Genomic DNA, 12951 nt, shown 5'->3' with positions numbered 1-12951 from the left:
CTTCATATGGAAAATATCGACGAATGGTCACTTTTTTTCAGAAAACCTGTTACTTCTGACAGTAGCCGGCACTACGACTTAACTATTTAATTAAGCGAGAGGCGAATTGAGAAACAACTTTGCTAACTCAAGTTTTTCGCTTCTTTTCATCTTCTACTAACACCAAATTCCTACGAGGCGAAAAAAATGAACATTAAGGACATTTCAAAATTTCAAGATAACGGCGACGCGCAAGGTTGGTTTTCTACATTGGGTCCTCCAACAGTTGAAAATGACTACTACAAAACAGTGTTTGCTGACAGCACCATCGCTGACCGCCCTCAAAAACTCAACCTAGCTATGGCGGACCTGAGAAAGAAATTTAATATCGAAAAAAAACCTCTGACGGTCAAACTCCGCTTTCGCACTTCAAAAGAAGTTAATCTCCAGGGTATTTCCCTTACCGGCGAGGGTGCAGGCGAAGAAGTACCTGTAGAATTTGATACAAATACGGAGGATTGGCAGGATATCCAATGGACGTGGACGCCAAAGATTGGCGGAATACCCCAACTATGGATTTATTTCGATGCGACAAATGGCGTAAATGGAAAAAATCTAGAGATTGACTTCATAGAAGTTTTGCAAGACTAGGTTCTGATAAAGGAGCGAGCAGGGATTGGTAGCATTCCTTAATGGCATATCACCCTGTATCGCTCACTTGCTTCCTTAATTAACTTTCAGTTCAAAAATGCACTACCGCCCGCCCCCGAGATCGACGAAAGTCCCCGTCGCATAGGACGCCTTGTCCGACAGCAACCACACAATTGCCTCAGCCACTTCATCCGGCCGGCCGCCCCGCGCCATCGGAATCGCCGACTCCAGCTTGCTGACCCGATCGGGATCACCGCTCAACGCATGAAAGTCGGTGTAAATGTAACCAGGCCGCACCGCGTTGACGCGAATGCCTTCGCCGGCCACTTCTTTGGACAGACCGATGGTGAACGTATCCAGCGCACCTTTCGACGCCGCGTAGTCGACGTACTCGCCGGGGGCGCCCAAGCGTGAGGCCACCGAGGACACGTTAACGATGCTGCCACCCTGCCCGCCATGTTTGGGCGACATGCGCAGGATCGCGTGCTTGGCGCAGAGGATCGGCGCCAGGACGTTGGTTCTGAGGATTTTGAGGATGCGGAATTCGGACATTTCATCGACCCGGGACTTGTGCCCGACGGTGCCCGCGTTATTCACCAGTGCCGTGACCCGGCCCAGTTCAATGTCCACACGGTGGAACAGCGCGATCACTTCGTCTTCGATGCTGACGTCAGCGCGTACTGCGATGGCTTGGGCGCCGAGGGCGCGGACTTGCTCCAACACCTTTTGCGCAGCCGATTCGTCGGCCAGGTAATTGATACAGATCCGATAGCCTTGTTCAGCGGCCAACAGCGCTGTGGCGGCGCCGATACCGCGGCTGCCGCCGGTGATGACGATGACTTTGTCCATGCGAGCGTTCCCCCTTTCCAAGCGTTAGCAGTCGGGGGCAAGAATAACCGTCATCGCAGGCTTTTGCATGGGCTCACATCGATCAGCTTGTTCTCAGCACACCGCCAATTGCTCTGCGCGGTGAATATCCACCATGAAGCGTTCGGCCGGCAGCGGGTGCCCTAGCAGGTATCCCTGCAACGAGTCGCAACCGAGTTGCGTCAGGAAGTCTTGCTGCGAGTTGGTCTCCACCCCTTCGGCGACGATCCGCAACCCCAGCGCCCGGCCGAGGGCGACGATGGCGGAAACGATGGCGGCGTCATCGCTGTCGCGTTCCAGATCGCGGACAAACCCCCGGTCGATTTTCAGTTCATTGGCTGGCAAGCGCTTGAGGTACATCAAACTCGAATAGCCGGTGCCAAAGTCATCGATCGACAGGTCGACACCCATTGTCGAAAGTTCCTGAAGCACCGTCATGCTCGCATCGGCATCGCTCATGGCGGTGGTTTCAGTGATCTCCAGGGTCAGGCTGTTGGCCGACAAATGGTGAGTGGCCAAGGCTTTCGCGACACTCTGGACCAGACCCGCGTGGCAGAACTGCAAGGCTGAAAGGTTCACGGCAATGCGCCAGTCGGTGTACCCGAGCACATACCATTCGCGCATCTGACGGCAGGCTTCGTTGAGCACCCACTCGCCAATCGGAATGATCAGCCCGGTCTTTTCCGCCAGTTCAATGAACCTGTCCGGCATCAGCATGCCCTGGGTCGGATGCACCCAGCGCAACAACGCCTCGGCGCCGACCGGCCGGCCATTGCTGGCATCGAACTTGGGTTGGTAATAGAGACTGAATTGCTGTTGATCGAGGGCAATACGCAAGTCCTGCAGCAATTGCAGCTGTTTGCGCGCGTTGCAGTTCATCGAGGCATCGAAGAAGCTATAGCCGTTTTTCCCGGCGCCCTTGGCGTGATACATCGCCGCGTCGGCATTCATCAGCAATTCCTCGGCGGTTTCACCGTTACCCGGATAAATCGCGATGCCAACGCTGGCGGATATCTGCAAGTCATGTTCGGCGACCCGGAACGCGCGCGCGATCAGCCCGACCTGACGGGCAGCCAGATTCAATGCGTCGCTCTGCTCGCCGAGCTGCACCAGCAATACGAACTCATCACCGCCGATCCGCGCGAGGGTGTCCTGGCTGCGCAAATCCTCGCGCAGGCGCAGGCCGACCTCACGCAACAACTGATCGCCCATATGGTGACCGAAGGCATCGTTAACCGGTTTGAAACCGTCCAGATCGATGAACATCAACGCGAAGCAACCGCCCTGCTCACGCACCCTCGACATCGCCTGATCGATGCGGTCAGCCAGCAACACGCGATTCGGCAGGCCGGTCAGGGTGTCATGCAGGGCCAGTTGGGTCAGTTCGCGGTTGGCCTGGGTCAATGAGTTGGCGAGTTCTGCGGTGCGGGCCTCAAGGCGCGCATCGAGGATCGAAGTCAGTAAGGCAAGACTCAACACCGCCAGGGTGGTGATCAGCACCAGATTGTCCAGGCCCTTGCCGTTCAAGCCGCTGACGGCAGCCCCACAGAAGCTGCCGTCCGGAAAACGCGCCGCCGCCATGCCGGTGTAGTGCATGCCGACAATCGCGAGGCCCATGATCACCGCCGCACCGCCACGGATCAGGCCGACATAAGGTGTGTGCTGGCGCAGGCGGAAAGCGATCCATAACGCGGCGCCTGAGGCGACTACGGCGATCAGCAGCGAGGCGCCGAATAGCGTCGGATCGTAATCGATACCCGGCTGCATGTGCATGGCGGCCATGCCGGTGTAGTGCATGGCGCTGATCCCGGCGCCCATGACCAGCGCGCCAAATGCCAATTTCCAGGCCGGTAATTGTGGCTGGCTGACCAGCCACAGGGCAAAGCCGCAGGACAGGATGCCAATCAGCAGCGACAGCACCGTGATGCTGATGTCGTAACCCAGGTCGATGGGCAATTCAAACGCGAGCATGCCGATGAAATGCATCGACCACACGCCAACCCCCATGGCAAAGGCGCCGCCCGCCGTCCATAGATGCACGGCTCGGCCCTTGGCCGTGGAGATGCGTTCGGTCAGGTCGAGCGCGGTATAGGAGGCGAGAATCGCCACAAAAAGCGAGATGATAACTAGCGTGGGGGAAAAGCTACCGATAAGCATGAGACTACTCGCGACAGCCCCTCCGTACTGCTTCCATTCTCGGGGGGCAAATCGGGCGATTGTACTGATTCCGCAAACGAACGCACTGACAAAATTAGCAAAGGGCCATCAAACCGATATGATCGTTCCCTCGCTCTGCGTGGGAATGTCTAGGGACGCTCCGCGTTCCAGCTCTCGAAAGGGACGCGGAGCGTCCCGGGCTGCATTCCCACGCAGAGCATGGGAACGATCAGTTGCGCTGGCGCCTATTCTTTTTCGCTCACCTGTAGCTGACCATCCCAGCCGCCCCCCAACGCCGCAATCAACTGCACGCTCGCTATCAGCCGGCTCTGCAACAGGCTCAGTACGCTGCGTTCATTGCTCAACGCCGTGGCCTGAACCGCCACCACATCCAGATAAGCAATCAAACCTGCCTTGTACTGGTTCTGGGTCAGACGCAGGGACTCCCGCGCCGCGTCCAGTGCTTCCTGGCGCACGCCCGCTTCGTTTTCGAGGACCTTGAGCTGGACCAGGTAGTTTTCCACTTCACGGAAGCCGTCGAGCACGGTCTGGCGGTACTTGGCCACCGTTTCGTCGTAGGCCGCTTCGCTGCGGTCAACTTCCGCGGAGCGCTGGCCGCCGTCAAACAAGGTCATGGCCAATTGTGGCCCGACCGACCAAAAGCGGTTCGGCACGCTGATCCAGTTGGCATAGGTGCTGCTGCTATAACCCCCGTTCAGGCTCAGGGTCAAATCTGGATAATACGCAGCCTTGGCCACGCCGATGTTGGCGTTGGCCGCCATCACCGAACGTTCGGCGGAAGCGATGTCCGGGCGGCGTTCGAGCAACTGCGAAGGCAGGCTCAGAGGGACCTCGGGCAAGTCTGGGATGTTCTTGGCTTCGGCCAGACTGAATTCGGCCGGCGGCAAACCGATCAGCACGGCAATGGCGTTCTCGAACTGGGCTCGCTGCCAGATCAGATCGACCAGATCAGCCTCGGTGCTCTTGAGCTGAGTCTGCGCCTGCGCCACCGCGTCCTTGCCGGAGACACCGGCGCGGTACTGGTTTTCGGTCATTTTCAACGATCGCTGATAGGCCTCGACCGTCGCTTCCAACAGGCGTTTCTGCTCGTCGATCACCCGCAGTTGCAGATAGTTCTGCACCAGTTCCGACTGCTGACTCAAGCGCATCGCCGCCAGATCGGCAAAACTGGCCTGGGCGTTGGCGGTGTCGGCCTCAAGTCCACGGCGCAGTTTGCCCCAGATATCCGCTTCCCAACTGACCCCGGCCTGAGCGGTGTAGGTGTCGCGAATACCGCTGGAAGAACTGGTCAGGCTCGAACTGCTGCTGCCGGTGCCCTGGCTGGAACGGTTTTTCCCGACGGTCAGGTCCACGGTCGGGAAAAACGCACCTCGGGCACTGCGCACCAAAGCCTGAGCCTGACGGTACTGGGCTTCGGACTGCGCGACGGTCTGGTTGGCGCTGTTGAGTTTTTCGATCAGGCCATTGAGCTGTTGATCGCCATACAACTCCCACCAGGCGCCACGTGCCAGGGAATCACTTGGGTTGGCCTGACGCCAGCCGGCAGCTTCCTTGTATTGCACCGGCGAGGCGGCTTGCGGGCGCTGATAGTCCGGGCCGATGGCGCAGGCGCTGAGCATCGCCACGCACAGCGCCAGGCTCAACAAACGCGAGCCTCGGGCCGTAACCAGCGGTGCAGCCAGATTGATAAGCGAACGGTCAGTCATAGCGGAGTTTCCAGAGCAGCATCGGTACGCACCCCACGCCAGTGGTTGAAGCGATGGCGCAGTTTGTCGAGATAGAGGTAAACCACCGGGGTGGTGTAAAGGGTCAGCACCTGGCTGAAGATCAGCCCGCCGATGATGGTCAAGCCCAGCGGCTGACGCATTTCCGCACCTTCGGCGCGGCTCAGCAGCAACGGTAACGCGCCGAGAATCGCCGCCAGGGTGGTCATCAGAATCGGCCGCAGACGTTGCAAACAGGCACTGCGAATCGACTCCAGCGGCGCCAGGCCTTGATGCCGTTCCAGCTGCAGCGCCAAGTCGATCATCAGAATGGCGTTTTTCTTCACCACGCCGATCAGCAGGAACAGCCCGAGCAACGAAATCAGGCTGAACTCACCGCCCAGCGCATAGATCGACAGCAACGCGCCGACCCCCGCCGACGGTAAGGTCGAGAGAATAGTCAGCGGATGGATGTAGCTTTCATACAGCACACCGAGCACCAGATACACCGCCACCAGCGCCCCGAGAATCATCCACGGCTGGCTCTTCTGGGTCGCGGCGAAAGCGTCGGCGGTGCCGGCCATTTTCACGATCACGTCTTCCGGCATGCCGAGTCGGGCAATGGCCCGCTCGATGGCCGCCGTGCCCTGCTCCACCGTCACGCCTTCGGCCATGTCGAAGGAAATGCTTTCGGAGGCAAACTGGCCTTCGTGGCTGACGCGGTCGTCTTCCAGGCTGTTTTCGTAATGAGCGATGGTCGACAGCGGAATCCGCGCGCCGTCAGCGGTGATCACCTGCACCTGTTTGAGGGTGATCGGGTCCTGGGCATATTTCGGATTGACCTCCATGACCACTTGATACTGGTTAAGGCTGTCGTAAATCGTCGAAATCTGCCGCTGGCTGTAAGCGTTGTTCAGCACCGCAGTGACCATGTCCATGTCTACACCCAGGCGCTTGGCCTGATCCCGATCGACAATCAGCGTCACCTGTTGGGCGCCGCGCCCTTCACGGGCGTCAATCGCGGTCAATTCCGGCAAAGCCTTGAGTGCGATAACGACTTTCGGGTACCACTCGCGCAACTCGCCAAGATCGGCGCTTTGCAGGATGTAGGAATACTGCGACGTGGTTTGTTCACGACCGCCGCCAAACTGCAGGTCCTGATCGGCCATCAGCATCAACTGCGCACCGGCGACCTTGGGCATTTCCTTGCGCAGACGTTCGATGACTTTTTGCGCAGAAATGTTGCGTTCCTTGATTGGTTTCAGCCGCACCAGCATGAAGGCGTTGTTGGTGCCGTTGGTACCGCCGATGAAGCCGGCGACGCTTTGCACCGCGTCATCCTTGAGCACGGCCCGGCGGAAGGTTTCCATTTTTGGTTGCATCACGCTGAACGACAACCCGTCATCGCCACGCACGAACCCGATCAGCTGACCGGTGTCCTGCTGAGGCATAAAAGTCTTAGGAACAACGACATACAGCGCAATGTTCACGCCAACTGTCACGATCAGGCTAAGCAAGGTCAACCGGCGGTGACGCAGCACCCAGTCAAGACTTGTTGCGTATTTGCCGACCATCCACTCGTTAGCCCGCTGACTCCAACGCTGCAATCGGTTTTCCTCACCCGGCGTATGCGGCTTGAGCCAACGGGCGCAGAGCATCGGCGTCAGCGTCAGCGAGACCACCAGCGACACCACGATAGACGCCGCCAATGTGATGGAAAACTCGCGAAACAGGCTTTGGACAATCCCGCCCATGAACAGGATCGACAGGAACACCGCCACCAGCGAGACGTTCATCGACAGCAAGGTGAAGCCGACTTCCTGCGCCCCCAGGTACGCGGCCTTCATCGGCGGCACGCCTTTGTCGATGTGCCGGGAAATGTTCTCCAGCACCACAATGGCATCGTCCACCACCAGCCCGGTGGCCAGAATCAGCGCCATCAGCGACAGGTTGTTCAGGGAGAATCCGTAGAGGTACATCACCGCAAAGGTGCCGACCAGCGACACAGGCACCGCAAGGGTAGGAATCAACGAGGCGCGGAAGTTACCGAGGAACAGGAACACCACCAGAATCACCAGCGCCACGGCAATCAGCAGGGTCATTTCCGCTTCGTGCAAGGTCGCCTTGATCACCGGCGACCGGTCCATCGCCACGTTCAGCTTCACGCTGGCCGGCAACACGGCCTGCAACGCCGGCAGTTGAGCCTTGATTTCGTTGACCGTCTCGATGATGTTGGCGCCGGCCTGGCGGTTGATCACCAGCAGTACCGCTGCGTCGTTGTTGAAGAAACCGCTGTTGTAGCGGTCTTCGACGCCGTCGCTGACCTTGGCCACGTCCTTCAGGCGCAGGGCCGCGCCGTCCGCGTAGTGAATGATCAGCGACTCGTAATCCTTGGCTTTCTCCAGTTGATCGTTGGCCTGAACCTGCCACAGTCGCTGGCCGTCTTCGACCGACCCTTTTGGCCTGCGCACGTTGGCGTTGGCGATGGTGTTGCGCACATCGTCCAGCGCTACGCCGTACTGGTTGAGCGCCTGCGGTTCGAGCTCTATGCGCACCGCCGGCAAGGAACTGCCGCCGATCTGCACTTCGCCGACACCCTGCACCTGAGACACGCTCTGGGACAGAATCGTCGAGGCCAAATCGTAGAGCTGGCCTTTTTCCAGTACGTCGGAGGTCAGCGACAGCACCATGACCGGCGCCTGGGACGGGTTGACCTTCTTGTAGGTCGGCATGCTGCGCATCCCGCTCGGCAGCAAATTGCGCGAGGCGTTGATTGCCGCCTGCACTTCCCGCGCCGCGCCGTTGATGTCGCGGTCCAGGTCGAACTGCAAAATCACCCGGGTCGAGCCTTGGCTGGAGCGGCTGCTCATGGTGTTGACCCCCGCGATGGCGCCGAAGGAGCGCTCCAGCGGCGTGGCCACGGTCGAGGCCATGACCTCAGGGCTTGCACCGGGCAGACTCGCCTGGACCACGATCACCGGGAAGTCCATCTGCGGCAGCGGCGCCACCGGCAACAGGCCGAAGCTCACGCCGCCCAGCAGCAGGATCGCCAGGCTCAGCAACATCGTCGCGACCGGGCGCTTGATGAAAGGTCTGGACAGGTTCATGGCTGTTCTACCGCTTCCACGGATTCAGTCTTGCGCCCCCAGCGCCGGCCGAGGCGGTCGAAGTACAGATAGATGACCGGAGTGGTAAACAGCGTCAGCACCTGACTCACCAACAAGCCACCCACCATCACCAGACCCAACGGTTGACGCAGTTCTGCACCGGAACCGGTCGCCAGCATCAGCGGCACAGCGCCAAACAACGCGGCCAGTGTGGTCATCAGAATCGGCCGGAAACGCAGCAACGCCGCTTGATAGATCGCCGTTTCCGGGTCCATGCCCTGATTGCGCTCAGCGTCGAGGGCGAAGTCGATCATCATGATCGCGTTCTTTTTCACGATACCGATCAACAAAATGATGCCGATGATCGCAATCATGCCCAGGTCATTGCCGCTCAACAGCAGCGCCAACAAGGCGCCGACCGCCGCCGAGGGCAAGGTCGAAAGAATGGTGATCGGGTGGATATAACTCTCGTAAAGCACGCCAAGCACGATGTACATGGTGACCACCGCCGCCAGAATCAGCAGCAAGGTGCTCGACAGCGACGCCTGGAACGCTTCGGCCGCGCCCTGGAACTGGGTCTGCACGCCAATCGGCATGCCGATGTCTTTCTGCACCTGGTCGATGATCTCCACCGCGTGCCCCAGCGCCACGCTGGGTGCGAGGTTGAAAGACATCATCACCGCCGGGAACTGACCGATGTGAGTGATCGCCAGTTGGGCCTGACGCTCCTCGATGTGCGCCAGACTGGTCAGGCGCACTTGCCCGCCGTCGGTGGTTTTCACGTGAATCTGGTTTAGCGCATCCGGGCCGATCTTCTCGCCGGACTGCGATTGCAGCACCACGCGGTATTGGCTGGCCTGGGTGTAGATGGTGGAAATCTGCCGCTGACCGAAGGCGTCGTACAGCGCATCGGTGATGTTCGACACCGACACACCGATCCGCGACGCCGCATCGCGGTCAATCACCAGATAGACCTGCAAGCCCTTGTCCTGCAAATCGCTGGCGACATCGGTCAGCTCAGGCCGTTGGGCCAGTGCGTCCACCAGACGACCGCTCCACAAACTCAGCAACGCCGAGTCCGGCGACGACATGCTGAACTGGTATTGAGTACGGCTGATGCGGTCTTCAATGGTCAGGTCCTGCACCGGCTGCATGAACAGGCGAATGCCGGTGAGCTTGTCCAGTTCCGGTTGCAGACGTGCGATCACCTCGGTTGCGCTCAAGTCGCGATTGCTGTGCGATTTGAGGTTGATCAGCAGACGACCGCTATTGAGCGTCGAGTTGTCACCGTCCACACCGATATAGGACGACAGGCTTTCCACCGCCGGATCCGTCAGGATCACTTTGGCCAATGCCTGCTGACGCTCGCTCATGGCGGCGAAGGAAATCGACTGCGGCGCCTCGGATATGCCCTGGATCACCCCGGTATCCTGCACCGGGAAAAACCCCTTGGGCACCACCATGTAAAGGAACACGGTCAACGCCAGCGTCCCGATGGCCACCATCAGGGTCAACGGTTGATGCTTGAGAACCCACTTTAACTTGCGCCCGTAAGCCGCAATCATCCAATCAATTGTGGCGCCGCTGGCCCGGTAGAAACGGCCCTGTTCTTCTTCCTTGGGTTCACGCTTGAGCAGCCGCGCGCACATCATTGGCGTCAGTGTCAGGGAGACGACAAGGGAAATCAGGATTGCCACCGCCAGGGTGATGGCAAATTCGCGGAACAGCCGCCCCACCACGTCGGCCATGAACAGCAGTGGAATCAACACGGCGATTAGCGACAGGGTCAGGGAAATAAGAGTGAAACCGATCTGTTCGGCGCCCTTGAGCGCCGCATTAAGGGGGCTGTCGCCCTCTTCAATAAATCGGGAGATGTTCTCCAGCATGACGATCGCATCGTCCACCACGAAACCGGTGGCGATGGTCAGTGCCATCAGGGTCAGGTTATTGACCGAGAAACCCGCGAGGTACATCACGCCGAAGGTGCCGATCAGCGACAGCGGTACCGCGACCGACGGAATAATTGTGGCGCTGGCTCGACGCAGGAACAGGAAGGTCACCATCACGACCAGCGCAATGGCGATCAACAATTCGTGTTGCACGTCGGTGACCGAGGCGCGGATGGTCTGGGTGCGGTCGGTCAGCACGGTGACTTCGAGACCCGCCGGCAGGTTGTCGGTGATGCTTGGCAGCAGGGCTTTGATCCGGTCGACCACTTCGATGACGTTGGCACCGGGCTGACGCTGGATGTTCAACAGCACCGCCTGGTTTTCATTGGCCCACGCCGCCAGACGTTCGTTTTCCGCGCCATCGACGATTTCCGCCACATCCTTGAGCCGCAACGGCGCGCCGTTGGCGTAGGCGAGAATCAGGTTGGCGTAGTCCTTGGGCGAGGTCAGTTGATCGTTTGCATCGAGCATCGACACCCGGGTCGGGCCGTCGAAGTTGCCCTTGGGCTGGTTGACGTTGGATGCGCCGATCAGGGTTCGCACGTCGGAGAGGTTCAAGCCATTGGCCGCCAGGGCTTCAGGGTTAACCTTGATCCGCACCGCCTGACGCTGGCCACCGGCAATGCTGACCATGCCGACACCGCTGATCTGGGCGATTTTCTGCGCCATCCGCGTGTCGACCAAGTCATTGAGCTTGGGCAGCAGCATGGTCTTGGAGGTGATGGCCAGGGTCAGCACCGGGGTGTCCGCCGGGTTCACCTTGTTGTACACCGGCGGCGCCGGCAGGTCCTTGGGCAGCAAATTGGTCGCGGCATTGATCGCGGCCTGCACCTGCTGCTCGGCGACGTCCATGTTGATGTCGAGGCTGAAACGCAGAGTCAGCACCGAGGCACCGCCGGAACTGGTCGACGCCATCTGCGTCAGGCCAGGCATCTGCCCGAATTGACGTTCAAGGGGCGCGGTCACGGCGCTGGTCATGACATCCGGGCTGGCGCCGGGATACAGCGTCATGACGCGGATGGTCGGGTAATCGACCTGAGGCAATGCCGACACCGGCAGCAGCCGATAGGCGATCACGCCAGCGAGGATAATGGCCAGCATGCTCAGGGTGGTGGCTACCGGGCGAAGGATGAACAGCCGCGAGATGTTCATGCGCCGCCCTTTTTCGCCTTGTCGGTGGTCGCCGGCTCTGTCGCGTTGGCCGCCGACTTGCCTTGCAGATGGCCGGTCGGGGTCGTCGGCACGTCCTTGGTGTCGTTGACCACTTCCACTTCGCTGCCTTCCTTCAAGCGGTCGGTGCCTTCAAGGACAACGCGATCCCCAGGGACCAGGCCTTCGGTAATCACAGTGTTTTCACCGTCACTGGCGCCGACTTTCAACTGACGAATCGTGACTTTCTTGTCGCCGTCCAGGGCGTAGACAAACGTGCCGTTGGTGCCGAACTGAATCGCTGCTGAAGGTGCGAGCACCACGTCTTTGAGGGTGTCGGCCAGCAGATGAACGTTGACGAACTGATTCGGGAACAGCGCCTGATCACGGTTCTCATAACGAGCCTTGAATTTCAGGGTGCCGGTGGTGACATCGATCTGGTTGTCCAGGCTCTGCAAGACGCCAGTGGCCTGCAACTTGGTGTCGCCACGATCCCAGGCTTCGGCGGGCAATTTGGCGCCAGTGCGATAACGGGCCAGCACGGTTTCCAGGCTGTTTTCCGGCAAGGTGAAGGCAACGCTGATCGGTTGGGTCTGGGTGATGATCACCAGCGCCGTGGTGTCGTTGGCTGCCACCAGGTTGCCGACATCCAGCTGACGCAAGCCCACACGCCCGGCAATCGGGGCGCGGATCTTGGTGAATTCCAGATTGAGCTTGGCGTCGTTGACCGCCGCCTGATTGGTTTTGACCGTGCCCTGATACTGGCCCACCAGCGCTTCGGCGGTGTCCAGGGTCTGCTTGGCAATACTGTCTTCGCGGTACAAGCCGCGATAGCGCTCCACATCGACCTGGGCGTTTTTCAGTTGTGCCTGGTTCTGCAACAACGTGCCTTCGGCCTGAAGCAAGGCGTTCTGGTAAGGACGCGGGTCGATTTCAGCCAGCAGATCGCCAGCCTTGACCATCTGCCCTTCCTCGAAGGAGATCTTCATCAGCTCACCACCGACGCGGCTGCGCACATTAATGGTGTTCAGCGCCGTCACGGTGCCCAGCGCCTTGTAGTACAGCGGGAAGTCGCCCTTGACCGCTGGAGCGACACGCACTGGAACGGGCCCGGTCGCCCCGCCAAAACCCGGACGCATCCCTCCCGACCTGCCGGTCTGTCCGGCAACGGCTTTTTGCCCTGCGCCCTCTTTTTGGGCAGTGCCGGTGGGCCAGAATTTCCAGCACAGGCCAGCGATGACCAACAGGACAAGCAGGCCAAACAGCCAGCGACGGGGACTACGGGAAACGGAGGATTGCATGGAATGATCAACCATTGGGCGCGTGAGCTTCTTTCTACAGGAGGCTGAACGATAAGCACTGGTGGGT

Annotated in this window: 7 protein-coding genes; 1 reads left to right on the top strand and 6 read right to left on the bottom strand. The window is 59.7% G+C overall.

Annotation, left to right across the window (positions count from 1 at the left end):
- Positions 1-186 precede the first annotated feature (186 nt).
- Positions 187-630, top strand: coding sequence for a hypothetical protein (locus ACYZT3_RS13965; protein ID WP_462032313.1), 444 nt, complete (start codon positions 187-189; stop codon positions 628-630).
- A 102-nt stretch (positions 631-732) separates the two neighbouring features.
- Here the strand turns inward: ACYZT3_RS13965 and ACYZT3_RS13960 are convergent, their stop codons facing one another.
- The 6 genes from ACYZT3_RS13960 to ACYZT3_RS13935 all read right to left on the bottom strand — a co-directional run bounded on the left by ACYZT3_RS13960 (position 733) and on the right by ACYZT3_RS13935 (position 12899).
- Positions 733-1479: an SDR family oxidoreductase gene (locus ACYZT3_RS13960; protein WP_282379498.1), complete on the bottom strand. Its 747-nt coding sequence runs from the start codon at positions 1477-1479 to the stop codon at positions 733-735.
- Between the two features lie 93 nt (positions 1480-1572).
- Positions 1573-3654: a putative bifunctional diguanylate cyclase/phosphodiesterase gene (locus ACYZT3_RS13955; protein ID WP_462032312.1), complete on the bottom strand. Its 2082-nt coding sequence runs from the start codon at positions 3652-3654 to the stop codon at positions 1573-1575.
- Between the two features lie 245 nt (positions 3655-3899).
- Positions 3900-5381 carry an efflux transporter outer membrane subunit gene (locus ACYZT3_RS13950; protein ID WP_282379500.1) on the bottom strand — a complete coding sequence of 494 codons (1482 nt, stop codon included), beginning with the start codon at positions 5379-5381 and terminating at the stop codon, positions 3900-3902.
- A complete protein-coding gene (locus ACYZT3_RS13945; RefSeq protein ID WP_462032311.1) occupies positions 5378-8485 on the bottom strand; it encodes an efflux RND transporter permease subunit in 3108 nt (1035 codons plus the stop codon). The genes ACYZT3_RS13950 and ACYZT3_RS13945 overlap by 4 nt, the downstream gene beginning before the upstream one ends.
- Positions 8482-11586: an MdtB/MuxB family multidrug efflux RND transporter permease subunit gene (locus ACYZT3_RS13940; RefSeq protein WP_462032310.1), complete on the bottom strand. Its 3105-nt coding sequence runs from the start codon at positions 11584-11586 to the stop codon at positions 8482-8484. The genes ACYZT3_RS13945 and ACYZT3_RS13940 overlap by 4 nt, the downstream gene beginning before the upstream one ends.
- Positions 11583-12899 carry an MdtA/MuxA family multidrug efflux RND transporter periplasmic adaptor subunit gene (locus ACYZT3_RS13935; RefSeq protein ID WP_462032309.1) on the bottom strand — a complete coding sequence of 439 codons (1317 nt, stop codon included), beginning with the start codon at positions 12897-12899 and terminating at the stop codon, positions 11583-11585. The genes ACYZT3_RS13940 and ACYZT3_RS13935 overlap by 4 nt, the downstream gene beginning before the upstream one ends.
- Positions 12900-12951: the final 52 nt, after the last annotated feature.

The organism is Pseudomonas sp. MDT1-16 (genome assembly GCF_054898115.1).
The sequence above is the reverse complement of the archived record's forward strand: the minus strand, read 5'-3'. Positions and strand labels throughout refer to the sequence as shown.

What these genes read in the sequence shown, in the direction of transcription:
- ACYZT3_RS13965 (WP_462032313.1), top strand. Translation starts at nt 187, where the DNA reads ATGAACATTAAGGACATTTCAAAATTTCAAGATAACGGCGACGCGCAA.
- ACYZT3_RS13945 (WP_462032311.1), bottom strand. Translation starts at nt 8,485, where the DNA reads ATGAACCTGTCCAGACCTTTCATCAAGCGCCCGGTCGCGACGATGTTG.
- ACYZT3_RS13960 (WP_282379498.1), bottom strand. Translation starts at nt 1,479, where the DNA reads ATGGACAAAGTCATCGTCATCACCGGCGGCAGCCGCGGTATCGGCGCC.
- ACYZT3_RS13955 (WP_462032312.1), bottom strand. Translation starts at nt 3,654, where the DNA reads ATGCTTATCGGTAGCTTTTCCCCCACGCTAGTTATCATCTCGCTTTTT.
- ACYZT3_RS13935 (WP_462032309.1), bottom strand. Translation starts at nt 12,899, where the DNA reads ATGGTTGATCATTCCATGCAATCCTCCGTTTCCCGTAGTCCCCGTCGC.
- ACYZT3_RS13950 (WP_282379500.1), bottom strand. Translation starts at nt 5,381, where the DNA reads ATGACTGACCGTTCGCTTATCAATCTGGCTGCACCGCTGGTTACGGCC.
- ACYZT3_RS13940 (WP_462032310.1), bottom strand. Translation starts at nt 11,586, where the DNA reads ATGAACATCTCGCGGCTGTTCATCCTTCGCCCGGTAGCCACCACCCTG.